The following is an 18,179-nucleotide window of genomic DNA, read 5'->3' on the forward strand; positions in this document are numbered from 1 at the left end:
TTCCCGCGTCTCTTTGCCGGAATCCGGCCCTCCTGACCGCCCGGATTGTGCGTCGTTCGCCCTACGACAAGGGTCGGTATGGCAGCACCGCGTACGGCCTCCAACCCATGGATGTCCTCGCCGTGGTGCGACCCCGAAACCAAAGCGACAGGAATGAAAATGTCTCAACGACCCAATCTGATCATCCACTCGGCCAGCGAATCCTCCAACGTCTGGACCTTGAAAAACAACCTCGATTTCGCCCGCACCGTCGGGATGGACGGCATGGTGATGAACGGCGCCTCAAGCTGGAACCTGATGAAGCCGGGTGTGGTTATCGGCCTTGAGGACACCCGCAATCAGATGGACGGCTTTGAGGAATTCAATGCCGACTATCACAACTACTTCCTGACCCAGACCGACGATCCGGGCGATGTCTTTGACGATGCCGCCTGGGGGCAGGTCGTCGACAACTTCCGCACGGTCGCACTGGCCGCCCGCGAGGCCGGGTACAAGGGGCTGATCTTCGACAACGAAGAATACAACGGCCAGTGGCAAAACTTTCCCGAGCACTATGAAAACGCCGATCCCTCAAATCAACTGGCCTACCAGAACCAGACCGCCCTGCGCGGACGGCAGATCATGGAGGCGATCAACGAGGTCTTCCCCGAGGCCGAGGTCGGCGTCATGCACGGGCCTTACATGTCGGTCTTCGACGAAGGGCAGCCCGACGCGATCATCGGTCAGGGCGGCGGCCCCGGTTTTCACGAATTGCGCGGCGCGCTGTTCACCGGCATGGCCGAAGGGCTGGGACCGGACCAGACGCTGATCGACATGGGCGAATTGTACGCGCTGCGCAGTGCCGCGGACTTTGCCCTGTCCCAGACCTACCGCAGCAGCGGCATTGCCGATCTGTTCGACTGGTCGGTCGATGCGCAGGTGCGCGAGAACTGGGACGATCTGGTGGTGCAAAGCCACATGCTGCTGACCGACGAGTTTCCCGTCGGCTTCACCATGTCGCCGGAGATCCTTGAAGAGACGCTCATCAATGCCTTTGCCCACAGCGAAGAGGCGGTGTTCATCTTTTCCAACCCCGGGGACGAGGACTGGTTTTCACCCGGCGGGCTGGACGCTGCCTGGACGCAGGCCGTTGAAAACGCCCTCGCAGCCGCTGACGCCGCACCATCGGTGCCCGAGGACACGCCCGCGCCAGCGCCCGATGCGCCCGTCATCGACGGTCTGCAGGTCACCGGAACGCAGGGGGCCGACACCCTGACCGCCAGTAACGAGGCGGACGTGATCACCGGTCTGGCCGGCAATGATGACATGGCCAGCGGCGGCGGGGCCGACACGATGTTCGGCGGCACCGGCAACGACACGATGCAGGGCGGCGCCGGAGAGGACCTGCTGCTGGGCGGTGCCCACGGAGATTTCCTGTATGGCGGCGGTCAGAACGACCGGCTGGACGGGCAGAACGGCGACGACAACCTCTGGGGCCAGTGGGGCAACGACAGCCTGATGGGCGGCGCGGGGGACGACTGGATCCGCGGCGGCGACGGCGACGACGTGATCTGGGCGGGGGCCGGTCAGGATGTGGTCTGGGGCGAAGCGGGCAGCGATACCTTTGCCTTCACCGCGCAGGACGGCAGGACCGAGATCCGTGATTTCGCCTCCGGCACGGATGTGATCCTGATTACGGACGCCACCTTTGCCGATTTGCAGATTGCGCAGCGCGGGGATGCGGTGCTGGTGGCCTACGGCGACACCGAAATCGAGGTATTGCAGACGGTCGAGTTGGACGCGTCAGACTTCGTCTTCTGACGCGCAGATAATTCCCTTCATTTGGCAATCCCGCCCGCGGCTGACCCTGGTCCGCAAATCGGGCGGGATTCGCCAAATACGCGACCGGATTGTTCAAGAACAGGCCTTTGGCGCAGCTAGCTTTCGTGTCGCGGGCGATTGCGCCCAAGCCCCTGTTATCCCGCGCCGCTTCTCGCAAAGCGCGCGTCGCAAAAGGAACATCCGATGAAACTACTTCTCGTCTCCGCCCTCGCAGCCCTTCTGACGGCACCCGTTGCCGCGCAGGACAAAAGCCAGCTGACCGCGACAAACGCCCTCCCCGCAGAGGACGATCTGGCCGTCCGGCAGGTGATTGCCCGCGCCAATCAGGCGCTGGATACCGGCGACTACGAGCTTTACGCGTCCTTCTACACCGAAGACGCCGTGTTCACCTCGGGCTTTGGCAGTACCGAAGGGCGCGAGGCCATCATCGCCGCGATGGAGGCATCGCGCCCGTTCATCACGAACAAGCGTCACGTCTCTGGCAACTACGTGGTGAACGGCGAAGGCGACACGGCGGTCGTCTCCACCTACCTGATCGTCTTTGAGCGCGAGACGGATCTGACCTATGTAGGCTCGGCTTTGAACGTGGATACGCTGGTGCGAACCGATGCGGGCTGGAAGATCCAGCGCCACGAATCAACGCTGGACCCGGCGACCGAACGCGCGATGAACGCGCTGATGGGCAATCAGTGATCCTGAGGCCGCCCCGGCCACTTCGTCACAGAGCGCGCGGGGCAGGCCACTTTCTGTCCGGCTAAGAGTGCGGACCGCACCGATGCGACCCGAAACTCTACCCCGCCGGTGCCGTCGCCACCGGTCCGATTGCAAAGGCGCGGTAGACGCGGATCAAGGCGCGCAGCCTTTCCGCCTGTGCCGCGGCCTGTGCGTCCTCCGCCACCAATTGCGTATTCTCCGTGTCCAGCAGGGTCTGGAGCGGTTCTGTGCCAACCTCGAACTGCACACGGGCCAGCGCGCTTGCCTCGCGTGCGGAGGCGACGGCCCGGCCCAGCAAAACCGTGCGCCGTCCCTGCTGGGCGTAGTCGGACAAGGCCGTGTCCGCCTCTGACAGCGCTTCGACCACGCGGCTTTGGTAGGTGGCGAGCGCCCCATCGGCCGCCGCGCGGGATTGGGCGATGCGTGCGTGAATTTCGTTGCGGTCGAACAGCGCCACCGTCACCGACGGGCCGACCCCGAAGAAAGACGACCCCGAACGGCCCAGACCCGCCGGATCCGCGCCGGACCTGCCAAGCCGCCCGGTGACGGACAATGTCGGGAAAAGATCGGCGGTGGACACGCCGATCTCAGCCGTGGCGCGGGCAAGATCGCGTTCGGCGGCGCGAATATCGGGACGCGCCCGCAGCAGCGCGGGGACATTTCCGGCGGTGATCACACCAGGCAACGAGGGAAAGCCGGTGCCCGATTTCAGCGTCGCGTCCAGCGCGCCGGGCGCGCGCGCGGTCAATGTGGTCAGCCGGTTCAGCGCGCCGCGTTCCGAGGCCGCGTAGGTGGGCAGGCTGGCCTCGGTGGTCTGCAGCTGGCTTTGCGCGCGCAGCAGGTTCAGTCGGTCGGTCGATCCGGCATCAAACTGCGTCTGGGTGATCTCGACGGTGCGCCGCTGGTTTTGCCGGTTGCGCTGCGCTACGGCGCGCCGCACCTGTGCCTCGCGCAGGTCCGCGTAGGCCAACGCCACATCCGCCGCAATCAGACGCTGCGCGTCGGCCAGAAGGGCGGCGGCGGCGTCGGCATTGGCGCGCCGCGCTTCGGTCTGGCGACGCAGACGCCCAAACAGGTCCAGCTCCCAGCTCAGGTTCGCGGACACCGTGCTGGGCGATTGCGTCTCGCGCGGCACGCCGGGCACCCGCGCCTCGCGCGACCGCTCGGTCGAGGCACTGCCGGTGATGTCGGGCAATCTGTTGAGCGAAGTCTCGCGCAGTTGCGCGCGCGCGGCTTCCAGATTGGCGGCGGCGATGGCGATATCGTAGTTGGCCGCCAGCGCGCTCTCGACCAGTTGGGTGAGGCGGGTATCCTTGACCTCGCGCCACCAGAATTGCGCCGTTGCATCCGCGCGCAAGGCGACGCCGCTGGCAGACGGCAGCGCGGTCGCCGCGACATCGGCGGTCGGTGCCTGATAGTCGGGGCCAACCGCGGCACAGGCCCCCAGCAGGGAGAGCATTGCGCCTATGGGCAGAGTTCTGTTTAGTCTGATGCACTTCACGCCGCGCGCTCCCTTGTCTTGTGTTCACCGGACAGCCAGCCCCCGAGGGCGCGGCAGACGACGTAAAAGACCGGCGTGAACAGCAGACCAAAAACCGTGACCCCGATCATGCCCGCAAAAACCGTGGTCCCCAGGATCTGCCGCAGTTCGGCCCCCGCGCCCGAGGCAATGACCAGCGGGATCACCCCGAAGATGAAGGCAAGCGAGGTCATCAGAATGGGCCGCAATCTGAGCCGCGCGGCGGTCACGGCGGCCTCGATCCGGTCCAGCCCGTCCTCTTCCGCCTGTTTGGCAAACTCGACGATCAGGATCGCGTTCTTGCACGCAAGCCCCACCAGAACGATCAGCCCGATCTGGGTCAGGATGTTGTTGTCCATCTCCCGCAAATTGATCCCGACAAGGGCCGCCAGCAGGCACATCGGCACAATCAGGATGATCGCCAGCGGCAAAAGCCAGCTTTCGTAAAGCGCGGCAAGAACGAGGAAGACAAACAGCACCCCCAGACCAAAGACATAGATCGCCGTGTTGCCCGCCTGCTTTTGCTGAAAGCTGAGGTCCGTCCATTCAATCGCGTAGCCGTCGGCCAGCACCTCGTCCGCGACCCGCTCAATCGTGGCCAGCAGATCGCCCGACGACACGCCGGGGGCCGCACCGCCCTGAAGTTCGACCGCGTTGTAAAGGTTGTAGCGCGGCGCGCGGTCCGCCCCGGTGGTAAAGCTGAAGTCCGCGATGGTCCCCAGCGGCACCATGGCCCCGGCGGAAGACCGCGCGCGGTAGCTTTGCACATCGCCGATCTCGTCGCGAAATTCCGCGTCGGCCTGCGCCGTGACCCGAAAACTCCGCCCCAGAAAGGTGAAGTCGTTGACGTAGGCCGATCCGAGATAACTCTCCAGCGTCTGGTTCACCGCCGTTGCGTCCAGACCCAGGATCTCTGCCTTGGCGCGGTCGATCTCGCCAAAGATCTTGGGCGTGCTGGTGTTGAACAGCGTAAATGCACCCTGCACGACCGGCTCCTGATTGAGCGCGGCGGCCAGCGCTTGGGTCTGCGCCTCGGTGTCTTTCAGCGATTGCCCCTCGCGCGCCTGCACATAGAGCTTCCAGCCGCCCGAATTCCCCAACCCCTCGACGGGCGGCGGTTGCAGGACAAACACGCCCGCCTCGGAAATACCGTTCAGCGCCCCTTGCAGATCCCCGATCACACTGGCCACGTCGTTGCCGTCCGGCAGGCGTTCTTCAAAGGGTATGAGCGTGGCAAAGATCGCGCCGCCGTTGGACGACGTGGTGAACGTGGACCCGTCAAACCCCGCAAACCCGCTGGTGTTCAACACGGCGGGATGTTCGAGAATACGTTCGGTCACCGTCTCCATCGCGGCCCGCGTGCGGGTCAGCGACGACCCGGGCGGCAGTTGCAGTGCTGCGATGAAATAGCCCTTGTCCTGATCGGGAATGAACCCGGCGGGCATAGTGCTCAGCGTATATCCCGCCAGTCCAATCATGCCGCCGTAGATCAACATGACCACCGGCGTCAGCCGGATCGTGAAACGCACGAAGGCCGCATAGCCCTGCGACAGCCGGTCAAACCCCCGGTCAAACGCTGCGCTGGCGCGGGCCAGCAGACCTTTTTTCTCCGCATTGTCCTGCTTGGGCTTCATCAGAATGCCGACCAGCGCGGGCGACAGCGTCAGCGACACAAAGACCGAGATCATGGTGGCGGTGGCAATCGTGATCGCGAACTGCCGGTAGAATGCGCCGGTCACCCCTTCGACAAAGGCGGCGGGGACGAAGACCGCCGCCAGCACCAGCCCGGTCGCGATGACAGCACCCCCGACCTCATCCATGGTCAGACGTGCGGCTTCCTTGGGGGAGTTGCCTTCGTCCACCAGACGCTGCGCATTCTCGACAACAATAATCGCGTCATCCACCACGATGCCGATGACCAGCACGAGGCTGAACAGGGTGAGCGTGTTGATCGAAAAGCCAAAGACCGACATCACCGCAAAGGTCCCGATCAGCGAGACCGGGATTGCAAGCACCGGGATGATCGCGATGCGCGGGGCGTGCAGAAAGACAAAGACGACCAGGATCACCAGCCCGACCGCCTCAAGCAGCGTGGTGTAGACCTTGTCGATGGAGGTCGAAATGAACTCCGTCGGGTTGTAGACGATGTTGTAGTCGACGCCTTCGGGAAACGTCTGCGACAGCGTGGCCATCTCGGCCTTGATCGCGTCGGAGATTTCCAGCGCGTTGGTGCCGGGGCGTTGAAACACCGCCAGCGGGATCGAGGTATCAAGCCCCTGATAGCCGAAGATGCCGTAGTTCTCCGCCCCCAGCTGTACCCGCGCGACGTCGCGCACGCGCGTGAGCCTGCCGTCATCGGTGCGGCTGATCACGATGTCGCCAAAGCTTTCGGGCGCGGTCAGCCTGCCCGTGGTCTCGACCCCGAACTGATAGGCCTCCTGATCGGTGGCGGGCAAGGCGTTCAACGTACCGGAGGCCACCTGCGTGTTGTTGACGGACAGTGACCCGATCACATCGTCGGGGGTCAGACCCCGCGCGGCCATCCGGTCCGGGTTGAACCAGACCCGCATGGAATAGGCGCGCTCCGCGAACAGCCGCGCCTCGCCCACGCCGTCGATGCGCGCGATCCGGTCGACGATCTGCGTGCGGGCGTAGTTGGACAGATACAACTGATCACGGCTGCCGTCCTGGGACAGAATACTGACGATCATCAGGATCGAGGGCGAGGATTTCGCCGTCGACACCCCCAACCTGCGCACTGGCTCCGGCAGGCGCGGCTCGGCCCGGGCGACGCGGTTCTGCACCAGCACATTGGCGGCATCCAGATCGGTGCCCGGCTCGAACGTCACGGTGATCGAGACAGAGCCGTCCCCCGTGGACTGCGACAGCATATAGATCATGCCCTCGACGCCGTTGATCTCCTGCTCGATGGGGGCCGCGACCGTCTCCGCCACTGTCTCGGCAGAGGCACCGGGATAGCTGGCCGTGACGCTGATGGTGGGGGGGCGATCTCGGGATACTCGGACACGGGCAGGCTAAAATAGCTGACCGTGCCGACGATCAACACAACGAATGACAGGACCGTCGCCAGAATGGGCCGGTCCACGAACATCCGGAACGGGCTCATTCAGCGGGCTCCGCATCATCGTTCGGCGGGGCCATTACCTCGACCGGTACGCCGCTTCTTATCGCGACAAGGTTGCTTTGAATGACACGGTCCTCCGGGTCCAGCCCGCTGCGGATCACTCTGAGCCCATCGATCAGCACGCCGGTTGTCACCGCACGCGCCTGCGCCGTGCCGTCATCCGTGACCACGTAGACGATGCGGCCCGCCTGATCGGTCAGGACGGCGGTATCGGGCACCAGCAGCGCGGCATAGGGCTCAGAGCGGGGGACGCGCGCTTGCGCAAACAGCCCCGGCGCAAAAAGTCCGTTCGCGTTGGGCACCTTCGCCCTGACACGAATGGTGCCGGAGGCCGCGTCAATCCGGTTATCGATAAAATCAATCTGACCCTTGTGCTGCCAGGTGTCTTCATCGGGGAGCATCACGTCCACCACGGCGGGGGCCGCGCGCGACGACCCGGCCCGCCCGGCCAGATCAAGCCGCACGTAGGACAGGTAATCGCTTTCGGCGGCGTCAAAAACGATCTCGACCGGGTCGACGGACACGAGATCGGTCAGCAACGTGCCCTGCCCGCTGCCCCCATCCACCAGCGCACCGATATCCACCTGGCTGGACGAGACGCGCCCGTCGAAAGGGGCCGTCACTTCCGTATCGGTCAGATCAATGCGGGCGAGTTCAAGGTCGGCTGTCGCGCCCTCGACGGTGGCCTCAGCCGCCGCAAGATCCGCCGCGCGCTGGTCGCGATCCTGTCGGGAAATCGCCTGACGTGATGCCAGTTCTTCGGCGCGGGCCAATTCCGCTGCGGCCAGATCACGGTTGGCCTCGGCCAGCGCCAGCGCCGCCGTGGCAATCCCGACCGAAGCCTGCGCGCGCCGCTTGTCGAGCACAAACAGAATATCGCCCGCCGTAACCAATGCGCCGTCCTCAAACCGGATCTCACGCAGAAAACCCGACACCCGTGCGCGGATGTCAACCTCCTGCGCGGCTTCGACCCGGCCGGTGTAGATGTCGTAGTCGGTGATCCGCTGTTGCACCGGATTTGCTGCCTCAACCGGCACGGCCTGCTGCTGGGCGTGCACGCAAGGTGCGGAAACCAGAAGGCCGACGGAAAGCGCAACACAAGTCAACGAGGGCCGGAGGGATCTTGGCATTCTGGCTTCTTCCCTTTCTGGGGAAACTTGATCTATCGCGGCCATGAAGGAGCTGTTGCGCCACCGCTGCGCAGAACGTTGCAGGTCCCGATGCCCCTGCCCGCAGAAAAAAACCGATATTCAAAAGGGTCCAAGCGCATCTTGCATCCTCCCCGCCTCTCCTGCCCTACGGTCCCGGTTGCGGTGTCTCTTGTTTCCTGCGCCGGGATCGAACCGCAGACCACCGACGTCGATGCAAAGGGTCGGCGTCGTCGGTCGCAGATTTGGATAGGCTTGGTCGGACGGGGCAAAATGCGATCTCGCGCAATCGGGCTCCTTCGGAAGGCGAACTGCTCCCAGACGGTATGACCCCTTTCGGGGAGTGCGTAGAACAGGACGGCTGTGTTCTTGCATGTTCCTGTCGTTTGGATTTGGCCGCGCATCATTTCTCGACGCAAAGGCGCTCTGGATATCCTGATCCTGCCCCTGTGCAGTGATCCGCCGCTTCGTGCAGGAAAAGGCGGAAGCTTTCGGCACGCAAGCGACCGCAGCCAGAAAGGACTCTCACGAAATTACGACAGGTTGAGATCCTGATGGGGTGAGAGGCACACGCGCCCCTTGCTGAATCGCGGCAGAGACACTTCTCGTCGGTATGAGATCACGCGTTCGCATGTGTCTTGCACGCAGAGATGTTCCACCGAGAGCATCTGCACAACACCGTCTGACGTTTCGAATAAGCTCTGGGTTGGTTCGATGCCTGCCCTTTCGCAAGATTAAGACCGACGAACGCGTCGCCCCAAAGGCGGGCATTTACCCCCATGGTACCTGCGGCCGGACTCGAACCGGCACGGCCTGTTCGGCCTAGAGATTTTAAGTCTCCTGTGTCTACCATTCCACCACGCAGGCATGGGCGCACCATACCCCGCGCGGGCCGGGTGTAAATATCAGATGTCTTCGCCCTTGGGCCCCAGCGGTTGGCCCGGCGCCAGCAGGGCCGCTTCGCTCAGCCACGGGTTGTTGGCGACCGCTTCGAGCATCTGCGCGCGGGCCTCGGCCAGCCGCCCCATCTGCATCAATGTCAGCGCGCGGCCCGATTGCGCGGCCACGTGGCGCGGTTGCAGCACCAGCGCGCGGTCCAGATCCACCAGCGCCGCCGGGTAGTCCTGCATCAGATAGCTGGCAAAAGCGCGCTGGTTCCAGCCCTCGGCGTAGTCGGGGCAGTATTCGGTCAGCCGCGTGAAATCATCGCGGGCGCCTACCAGATTGAAGCTGTCGCGCTTGCGCATCCCGCGGTCCAGCACTTCCTGCGCGGTCTCGTCGGGGGCGCGCAGCCAGACTTTCCACATCGCCTCCCCCGCCTCGCGGCCCTGCGTCTGGTTGGTGGCGGCGGTGGCCTGGTCGATCAGCGCGCCCAACTCGGCCTCGATATCGGGGCTGGCGGGGCATTGGCCGAAGGCGGGGCCGCTTATCAGGGCAAGGGTCAGGATCAGGCGCATGCTTACAAAAATGGCACGCCCGCGCCTTACGTCAAGTCAGACGCCCTCCGCCAGCATCGCCTCCTTGACCGCTTCCATCGCCACATAGGTCGAGGTGGAGGCCACATGCGGCAGGTTCGAGATCGTATCCCCCAGAAAGCCGCGATAGTCGGCCATGTCGCGGCAGCGCACCTTGAGCAGGTAGTCAAAGTTGCCCGCGATCATATGCGCCTGCTCGATCTGCGGGACGCGCAGCACGGCGGCGTTGAACGCGCTCAGCGCCGCCTCGCGCGTGTCGGTCAGCCGCACCTCGACAAAGGCGACGTGATCCAGACCCAACCGGATCGGATTGAGCATCGCGCGGTAGCCCAGGATCACCCCCTGCTCCTCAAGCTTGCGCAGCCGCGCCTGCGTGGGTGATTTCGACAGGCCGATGCGCTTTGCCAGTTCGGTGATGCTGATGCGCCCATCCTCGGCCAGATTTTGCAGAATCGCCCGGTCGAACTGATCCAGCCCGGAAGTCATTTGCATCGGTCTACCCCCTGAAAATAAATCAACTTGGCTGCCATCGAGGCCAAGTAAAGTGAATATGCCCGACGATTTCGCGGTAGAATAGGAAAAATTGATCTCAGGAGGTTCCCATGGCCCGTGACACCCAGATTTCCCTGCGTGCCCGCATTGATGCAGGCACCTACACCGATCCCGACACGGCGCTCGCCGCGTTGATCGACTTGGCCGACCTCAGCGCGCAGGACCGCGCGGCCATTTCCGCGGCCGGTGCCGGTCTGGTGCGCGACATCCGCGGGGCTTCCGCTCCCGGTCTGATGGAGGTGTTTCTGGCCGAATACGGGCTCTCCACCGACGAGGGCGTCGCCCTGATGTGTCTGGCCGAGGCGCTGCTGCGCGTGCCCGATGCCGACACGATGGACGCGCTGATCGAGGACAAGATCGCGCCGTCGGATTGGGGCCGCCATCTGGGACACTCGACGTCAAGCCTTGTGAACGCGTCCACTTGGGCGTTGATGCTGACGGGCCGCGTGTTGGACGATGACCAGCCCGGCCCGGTGCGCCACCTGCGCGCCGCCGTCAAACGTCTGGGCGAGCCGGTGATCCGGACCGCCGTCAGCCGCGCCATGCGCGAGATGGGCCGCCAGTTTGTCCTGGGCGAGGATATCGACGCCGCGATGAAACGCGCGGCGGGGATGGAGGCCAAGGGCTATACCTACAGCTACGACATGCTGGGCGAGGCCGCGCGCACCGAAGCCGACGCGCGGCGCTATCACATCAGCTATTCCGACGCGATCAGCTCCATCGCCAAGGGCTGCACCCACGACGATATCCGCCGCAATCCCGGCATCTCGGTCAAGCTCTCGGCGCTGCACCCGCGCTATGAGGTGGCCCAAGAGGCCGCCGTGATGCGCGATCTGGTACCGCGCCTGCGCGCATTGTGCCTGCTGGCCAAATCCGCCGGCATGGGCCTGAACGTCGACGCCGAAGAAGCCGACCGCCTTGGCCTCTCGCTCGACGTCATCGACGCGGTGATGGGCGAGCCCGCGCTGGCGGGTTGGGACGGTTTTGGCGTGGTGGTGCAGGCCTACGGGCCCCGCGCGCCCGCCGCCATCGACACGCTTTACGACATGGCCGAACGCCACGACCGCCGGATCATGGTGCGGCTGGTGAAAGGCGCCTATTGGGACACCGAGATCAAGCGCGCGCAGGTCGAGGGCGTCGACGGCTTCCCGGTCTTTACCCGCAAATCCGCCACTGACGTGAGCTACATCGCCTGCGCGCGCAAGCTTCTGGGCTATACCAACCGGATCTATCCGCAGTTCGCCACCCACAACGCCCATACCGTCGCTGCGGTGCTGCACATGGGCGCGGACCGTGAGGCGTTCGAATTCCAGCGCCTGCACGGCATGGGCGAGACGCTGTACAACATCGTGATGAAGCAGCCGGGCATCCGCTGCCGCATCTACGCCCCCGTGGGCGCGCACCGGGATCTGCTCGCCTACCTCGTGCGGCGCCTGCTGGAGAACGGCGCGAACTCAAGCTTTGTCAATCAGATCGTGGATGAAGACGTGGCCCCCGAAGAAGTCGCCGCCGATCCTTTCGCGCGGCTGGAAGACGCCGTGCCGACGATCCCGCGCGGCCCCGACCTCTTCCGCCCCGCGCGCCCCAATTCGCGCGGCTTCGACCTGCACCACGCCCCCACACTTGCGCAGATCGACGCCGCCCGCGCGCCCTTTGCCGATGCCACATGGCACGCGGTGCCGTTGATCGCAGGTGAGGTTGCCAAAAGCGACGCCGTGGCCGTCGGCTCCCCCGCGGGCCTCACCTCCCCCGGCACGGTGCAGAACGCCACCGCCGCCGATGCGGCCACGGCGCTCGCCGCCGCCACCCCGTGGGACGCGCCGCTTGCCACCCGCGCGCAGGTGCTCAACCGCGCCGCTGACCTCTACGAAGAACGCTTTGGCGAGATCTTTGCCCTGCTCACCCGCGAGGCGGGCAAGGGCCTGCCCGACTGCGTGGCCGAGCTGCGCGAAGGCGTGGATTTCCTGCGCTACTACGCCCATCAGGCAACGGGCGCCCCGGCGGCGGGGATCTATACCTGCATTTCGCCGTGGAACTTCCCCTTTGCGATCTTCCTCGGGCAGATCAGCGCCGCACTGGCCACCGGCAACGCCGTACTTGCCAAACCGGCAGAGCAGACACCGCTGATCGCGCATTTCGCGATCCAGATCCTGCTTGATGCCGGCGTGCCCGCAACCGCGCTGCAACTGCTGCCCGGCGGCGGCGACATCGGTGCCGCACTCACCTCCGACGCGCGCATCGGCGGCGTGGCCTTCACCGGCTCCACCGCCACGGCCCAGCGCATCCGCGCCACCATGGCCGAACACTGCACCCCCGGCACGCCGCTGATTGCCGAAACCGGTGGCCTCAACGCCATGATCGTCGACAGCACCGCGCTGCCCGAACAGGCGGTGCAGGCCATCGTCGAATCCGCCTTCCAATCGGCGGGCCAGCGGTGCTCAGCCCTGCGCTGCCTCTACGTGCAGGAGGACATCGCGCCTGCGTTCGAACGCATGCTGATCGGCGCCATGAAGTGCCTCACGCTCGGCGATCCGTGGCATCTGAGTACCGACATCGGCCCCGTCATCGACGAGACCGCGCGCAGGGGCATCGCCGCGCATATCGACGCCGCACGGCAGGAGGGCCGCCTCGTGGCCGAACTGCCCACGCCCGACACCGGCACCTTCATCGCGCCCACCATCATCCGGGTCAAAGGCATCGGCGATCTGGAGCGGGAGGTCTTTGGCCCCGTCCTGCATATGGCCACGTTCAAATCGCACCAGCTCGATCGGGTGATCGACGACATCAACGCGACGGGCTACGGGCTGACATTCGGGCTGCACACCCGCATCGACGACCGGGTGCAGCATGTGTCGGAACGGATCGCGGCGGGCAACGTCTATATCAACCGCAACCAGATCGGCGCCATCGTGGGCAGCCAGCCCTTCGGCGGCGAAGGGCTGTCGGGCACCGGGCCAAAGGCCGGCGGGCCAAACTACCTCACCCGCTTTGCCGCCCCCGATATGCAGGACGCCGCTGAAGGCTGGACCGGCGCACCGGAACCGCTGCCTGCCCTGCCAAAAACCGACCACAGCACGCTGGAAACCCTGTCCCTGCCCGGCCCCACGGGGGAGAGCAACCGCCTGTCAACCCTGCCCCGGCCTGCCCTGCTCTGCGCAGGACCGGGTCAGGACACCGCCGACCGGCAGGCGCGCGCGGTCGAAGCCTTGGGCGGCGTCGCGGTCCGTCTCACGGCGGCGTTCGACCCTTCGGCGCTCACCCACGGTCCGGACTACGGCGGCGTGCTGTGGTGGGGCGACGCGGACACCGCGCGCGAGATCGACACAGCGCTGAGCGCGCGCAAAGGTCCGATCCTCCCGCTGATCCGGGGCCTGCCCGACATCGCCCGCGTGCGCGCAGAGCGTCATGTCTGCGTCGATACCACCGCGTCGGGCGGGAACGCGGCCCTGCTGGGCGCCAACGCCTAAAGGCGTACGCCCCGCCGCCGGGGCGCGTGTCAAGGATCGGCGTAGCCGACCGGGCCCCGCCCGGCCTGTCCTTGACACGTGCCCCGGTGGCACAACCCTCGCACAAGGTCGTTCAGGACGCATCGCGCCCTGAACACCGTCTCAGCAATTTCCCACCCCTCTCCCCCAAAACCGGCACCAAAGCCCTGCGAGCACGCCCGCCCCAGGCGCCAAAAATCATGTCACCCGCCCTTGGGGCGGGTGTCCGCGCGGTCACGGCCCTTGACCGCGTGCATGGCTTGCCACACCTTCACCGGATGTTTCCCATCCGCGATCACAACCCCTCGGGCCGGGTGCCCTATGTCACCTACGCGCTGCTGGCGCTCAATATCGGGATCTTCCTGATCTCACTGCCGATTTCCGACAACGAGCGGGCGCTGGCGCAGTTCTATTATGACTGGGCACTGCTGCCCCGCCGGGTGATGGAGGGGGACGGGCTTGGCGGTCTCTTCACCTCGATGTTCCTGCACGGGGGCTGGCTGCATCTGGCGGGCAACATGCTGTTTTTGTGGATCTTTGGCGACAATGTCGAGGATGAGATGGGGCATCTGCGCTTTGCGGGCTTCTACACCGTTGCAGGCATCGCCGCAGGTCTGGTGCATGTGGTCTCCGATCCGGCCTCTTACGTGCCGACCGTCGGGGCCTCAGGTGCCATCGCGGGGGTGATGGGGGCGTATCTGCTGCTCTTTCCCAAGGCCAAGGTCGATATCCTCATCATTTTCATCGTGTTTTTCCGCATCTTCCCGATCCCTGCGTGGATCATGCTGGCGCTGTGGTTCGGGATGCAATTCGTGGGCGGTCTGTCGTCCGTTCAGGGCACGGGAGGTGTCGCCTATTGGGCGCATGCGGGCGGCTTCATCGCGGGGCTGATGCTCTGCGTGCCGCTTTGGCTGGCGCGCGGGGGGCCACGCTTTTGGCGCGTCAACGACGGCCATCCCCCGCACCCGGAGGCGACCTATGCCCTGCCCAGCTCTCTGCCCAAGGTCAAACGCAAATGAAGATCACCGCCACCTGCCACTGCGGCGCCTGCGCGATTGAGGCAACGCTGCCAAACGGGTTTGCCGATGCCGCGCGCTGCACCTGTTCGTTCTGCCGCCGCCGACAGGCTGCGGCCGTTACCGCCTCCACCGCCAGCCTGCGCGTGACCAAAGGCGCCGATACGCTCACGCGCTACAGCTGGGGCAGCCACACGGCCAAACATCATTTCTGCAAAATCTGCGGGATCTACCTCTATCACCAGCGCCGGTCGGACCCCGCAGAATGTGGCGTCAACCTCGCCTGCATCGAAGGGTCAGACCCCTGGACGCGCGAGCCCTTCCCCTGGACGGACGGCATCAACCACCCGTCCGACGACTAGACGCTCAGCCCCTCAGGCGGATTTCCCGCGCACCGCCTTGGCAAAACTGCGCGAGATCGCCTCGTTGCAGGCCAATATCTCACCGTCCTCAAGGATGTTACCATCCGTCTTGATCGGCTCGACAAACCCTCCCGCCTCGCGCACGAGGATCATGCCTGCCGCCATGTCCCAGGCGTTCAGACGCCGCTCCCAGAACCCCTCGTAGCGGCCGGCGGCCACGTAGGCGAGGTCAAGCGCCGCGCAGCCAAAGCGCCGGATGCCCGCACAGGTCGGCGCCAGTCGCGCGATATCCTGCAACACCATCGGCAGATCGGCGCGGCCCGCGTAGGGGATGCCGGTGGCAAACATGCTCTCAATCATGCGCGCGCGGCCCGAGACGCGCAAACGTGTGTCGTTCATCCACGCGCCCGCGCCTTTTTCGGCAAAGAACATCTCGTCCTTGGCGGCGTCATAGACGACACCGGCCACGATCTGGCCCTTGTGCTCCAGCGCGATGGAGATGCCCCAATGCGCCAGCCCGTGCTGGAAATTGGTCGAACCATCCAGCGGATCGACGATCCAGCGGCGCGTGGGGTCTTCGCCCTCTTCGGTGGTGGCCCCTTTGGTCAGCCAGCCGTAGGTGCCGCGGGCGGCGCGCAGCTCTTCGCGCAGGATCTTCTCGGACGCCGCATCGGCCTTGCGCACAAATTCCTCGGCACCGCGCACCGACGCCTGCAGGCTTTCAACCTCGCGGAAATCCTTGACCAACGACCGGCCGGCCTTGCGCGCGGCTTTCTGCATGACGTTGAGGTTTGCACTGCCGTTCATCGCTGTGGCCTTTCTGCTAGGGACTTTTGCCCTCATACGCCCGCCCCGCGCGATTGCCAAGGGGCGGACCCGTGACGCAGCGTGCGCCTTGCGACGGTCGCGCATTGCGGTACGCTGTTCCGCAGCTTAAACAACGGAGATCCCCATGACCGACCAGATGCAAAAGATCGTCCTTGCCAGCCGCCCCGACGGCGCGCCGACCCCCGATAACTTCCGGCTTGAAGAAGCCGCCGTGCCGACCCCCGGCGCGGGCGAAGTGCTGGTGCGCGTGCACTACATGTCGCTCGACCCCTACATGCGCGGGCGCATGGACGATGCCAAATCCTACGCGGCCCCCGTGCCCGTGGGCGGCACCATGGAAGGCGGTGGCGTGGGCGAGATCATCGCATCGAACGCCGACGGCTATGCCGTGGGCGAATTCGTCATGGGCGGGCTCGGCTGGGCCACCCACGCGGTCGTGCCCGCCAAGGGACTGGCCAAGATTGATCCCAAGACCGCGCCCATCACCTATGCGCTGGGTGTGCTGGGCATGCCCGGCCTCACCGGCTGGTTCGGCCTCACGGAATACGGCCGCCCCAAGGAAGGCGAGACGCTTGTGGTCGCCGCCGCCACCGGTCCGGTGGGGTCGATGGTCGGACAGGTCGCCAAATCAATGGGCCTGCGCGTCGTGGGCATCGCGGGCGGCGCCGAGAAATGCAAGCTCGCGACCGATCACTTCGGCTTTGACGCCTGCCTTGATCACCGCGCCTACGACGATGCCTCGGCCCTGCGCGCCGCGCTCAAGGAAGTCTGCCCCAAGGGTATCGACATCTATTTCGAGAACGTCGGCGGCAAGGTGCTGGAGGCCGTCCTCCCGATGATGAACCAGTTTGGCCGCATCCCCGTGTGCGGCATGATCGCGTGGTACAACGCCGGGGGCCTGGGCGCCGACGCGTCCGAAGGGGGGCTGACCGGGCCAAAGCTGTGGCGCACGATCCTCGTGAACTTCCTCAGCGTGAACGGCTTTATCATCTCGAACCACTGGGACCGGATGCCCGATTTCCACAAGGCCGTCGCCCCGATGATCCAAAGCGGCGACATCAAGGTGCAGGAAGACATCACCGAGGGCCTCGAAAACGCGCCGCAGGCCTTTATCGACCTGCTGAACGGCGGCAACACCGGCAAGGCGATGGTCAAACTGATCTGACCGCACGCGCGGCGCTCCTTTCAGGGCGCGCCGCGCTCACACCGATTGCAGTTTGCGCGCCTCCTGCCCGGCCAGTGCAAGCAATTCTTGCATAAAGGGTTTTTCACGGTCCTGCACCCGGATCGCTGCGTACAGCCCGCGCGTGATACCCTGCGCCGTCAGCGGTCGCGTGACGTAGTCTGAGGAATACTTCACCTCCCGCACCACCCAATCGGGCAGCACCGACACGCCCCTGTTTGACGCCACCAACAGCAGGATCACCGCCGTCAACTCTACCTGCCGGATCGCCGCAGGCTCTACCTTGGCCGGGATCAGCAGCTGGCTGAACACGTCCAGACGCGCGCGTTCCACCGGGTAGGTGATCAACGTCTCGCCGCGAAAATCCTCCGCCTCGACATGCGGCTTGTCCGCCAGCGGATGCGTGCTGGCCGCGACAAAAACGGCCTTGTAGTCAAAAAGTTCGATAAACTCGACGCCCGCGATCTCCTCAGGATCCGAAGAGATCACCAGATCCACCTCCTCGCGCAGGAGCGCCGGGAGCGCGTCGAACGCAAGGCCGGGGCGGATGTCCACATCCACCTCGCCAAAGCTGCGGCGGAATTGTTCGAGCACGGGAAAGAGCCACTCAAAACAGGCGTGGCATTCGATGGCGATATGCATCCGCCCGGTGCTGCCGTCGCGCAGGCCCGCGAATTCATCCTGCAAGGCGGCGACCTGCGGCAACACCTGCTGCGCAAGCTTCAGCAGGCGCTGGCCCGCGGGCGACAGCTTCAACGGCTTTGAGCGGCGCACGAACAGCTCGACCCCCGCCTGATCCTCCAAACCCTTCACCTGATGGCTTAGCGCGGATTGGGTGATGTTCATCATCTCCGCCGCGCGCGCCAGCCCGCCCGCCTGATGAATGGCCTGAATGGTGCGCAGATGGCGAAACTCGATATGCATTATGGCG

General features: G+C 65.3%; 12 protein-coding genes, 1 tRNA gene and 1 pseudogene. 6 read left to right on the plus strand and 8 right to left on the minus strand.

Annotated elements, in window-relative coordinates:
* The first annotated feature begins 159 nt into the window (after positions 1-159).
* Both KDD17_RS09540 and KDD17_RS09545 read left to right on the plus strand, forming a co-directional pair.
* Positions 160-1,800, plus strand: a complete 1,641-nt coding sequence (locus KDD17_RS09540) for a calcium-binding protein (RefSeq protein ID WP_212703460.1) — start codon at positions 160-162, stop codon at positions 1,798-1,800.
* Between the two features lie 204 nt (positions 1,801-2,004).
* Positions 2,005-2,514, plus strand: coding sequence for a nuclear transport factor 2 family protein (locus KDD17_RS09545; RefSeq protein WP_212703461.1), 510 nt, complete (start codon positions 2,005-2,007; stop codon positions 2,512-2,514).
* A 97-nt stretch (positions 2,515-2,611) separates the two neighbouring features.
* Here the strand turns inward: KDD17_RS09545 and KDD17_RS09550 are convergent, their stop codons facing one another.
* The 6 genes and pseudogenes from KDD17_RS09550 to KDD17_RS09575 form a co-directional block, all read right to left on the minus strand.
* Positions 2,612-3,994 (minus strand): efflux transporter outer membrane subunit, encoded by a 1,383-nt coding sequence (locus KDD17_RS09550; protein ID WP_212703462.1) that lies wholly within the window; start codon positions 3,992-3,994, stop codon positions 2,612-2,614.
* A 38-nt stretch (positions 3,995-4,032) separates the two neighbouring features.
* Positions 4,033-7,181, minus strand: a pseudogene (locus KDD17_RS09555) (efflux RND transporter permease subunit).
* Positions 7,178-8,257, minus strand: coding sequence for an efflux RND transporter periplasmic adaptor subunit (locus KDD17_RS09560; protein ID WP_212703463.1), 1,080 nt, complete (start codon positions 8,255-8,257; stop codon positions 7,178-7,180). Before KDD17_RS09560 ends, KDD17_RS09555 begins: the two are co-directional and overlap by 4 nt.
* A gap of 870 nt (positions 8,258-9,127) precedes the next feature.
* Positions 9,128-9,214 (minus strand) — tRNA-Leu (locus tag KDD17_RS09565).
* A gap of 38 nt (positions 9,215-9,252) precedes the next feature.
* Positions 9,253-9,804, minus strand: coding sequence for a tetratricopeptide repeat protein (locus KDD17_RS09570; RefSeq protein ID WP_212703464.1), 552 nt, complete (start codon positions 9,802-9,804; stop codon positions 9,253-9,255).
* Positions 9,805-9,840: 36 nt separating this feature from the next.
* Positions 9,841-10,314, minus strand: a complete 474-nt coding sequence (locus KDD17_RS09575) for an Lrp/AsnC family transcriptional regulator (RefSeq protein ID WP_212703465.1) — start codon at positions 10,312-10,314, stop codon at positions 9,841-9,843.
* A gap of 110 nt (positions 10,315-10,424) precedes the next feature.
* Between KDD17_RS09575 and putA the strand changes: the two genes are divergently transcribed.
* The 3 genes from putA (at position 10,425) to KDD17_RS09590 (ending at position 15,237) form a co-directional block, all read left to right on the plus strand.
* Positions 10,425-13,841, plus strand: coding sequence for a bifunctional proline dehydrogenase/L-glutamate gamma-semialdehyde dehydrogenase PutA (putA, locus tag KDD17_RS09580; RefSeq protein ID WP_212703466.1), 3,417 nt, complete (start codon positions 10,425-10,427; stop codon positions 13,839-13,841).
* 296 nt (positions 13,842-14,137) lie between these two features.
* Positions 14,138-14,878: a rhomboid family intramembrane serine protease gene (locus tag KDD17_RS09585; protein WP_212706197.1), complete on the plus strand. Its 741-nt coding sequence runs from the start codon at positions 14,138-14,140 to the stop codon at positions 14,876-14,878.
* The gene (locus KDD17_RS09590) at positions 14,875-15,237 is read left to right on the plus strand and encodes a GFA family protein (RefSeq protein WP_212703467.1); all 363 of its coding nucleotides are present in this window, start codon (positions 14,875-14,877) and stop codon (positions 15,235-15,237) included. The genes KDD17_RS09585 and KDD17_RS09590 overlap by 4 nt, the downstream gene beginning before the upstream one ends.
* 12 nt (positions 15,238-15,249) lie before the next feature.
* Here the strand turns inward: KDD17_RS09590 and KDD17_RS09595 are convergent, their stop codons facing one another.
* Entirely contained in the window at positions 15,250-16,044 is a 795-nt protein-coding gene (locus KDD17_RS09595; protein WP_212703468.1) for an inositol monophosphatase family protein, read from the minus strand.
* Positions 16,045-16,189: 145 nt separating this feature from the next.
* Between KDD17_RS09595 and KDD17_RS09600 the strand changes: the two genes are divergently transcribed.
* Positions 16,190-17,230: an NADP-dependent oxidoreductase gene (locus KDD17_RS09600; protein WP_212703469.1), complete on the plus strand. Its 1,041-nt coding sequence runs from the start codon at positions 16,190-16,192 to the stop codon at positions 17,228-17,230.
* Positions 17,231-17,266: 36 nt separating this feature from the next.
* Here the strand turns inward: KDD17_RS09600 and KDD17_RS09605 are convergent, their stop codons facing one another.
* The gene (locus KDD17_RS09605) at positions 17,267-18,172 is read right to left on the minus strand and encodes a LysR family transcriptional regulator (RefSeq protein WP_212703470.1); all 906 of its coding nucleotides are present in this window, start codon (positions 18,170-18,172) and stop codon (positions 17,267-17,269) included.
* Positions 18,173-18,179: the final 7 nt, after the last annotated feature.

This window comes from Sulfitobacter albidus (genome assembly GCF_018200035.1).
GTDB lineage: Bacteria > Pseudomonadota > Alphaproteobacteria > Rhodobacterales > Rhodobacteraceae > Sulfitobacter > Sulfitobacter albidus.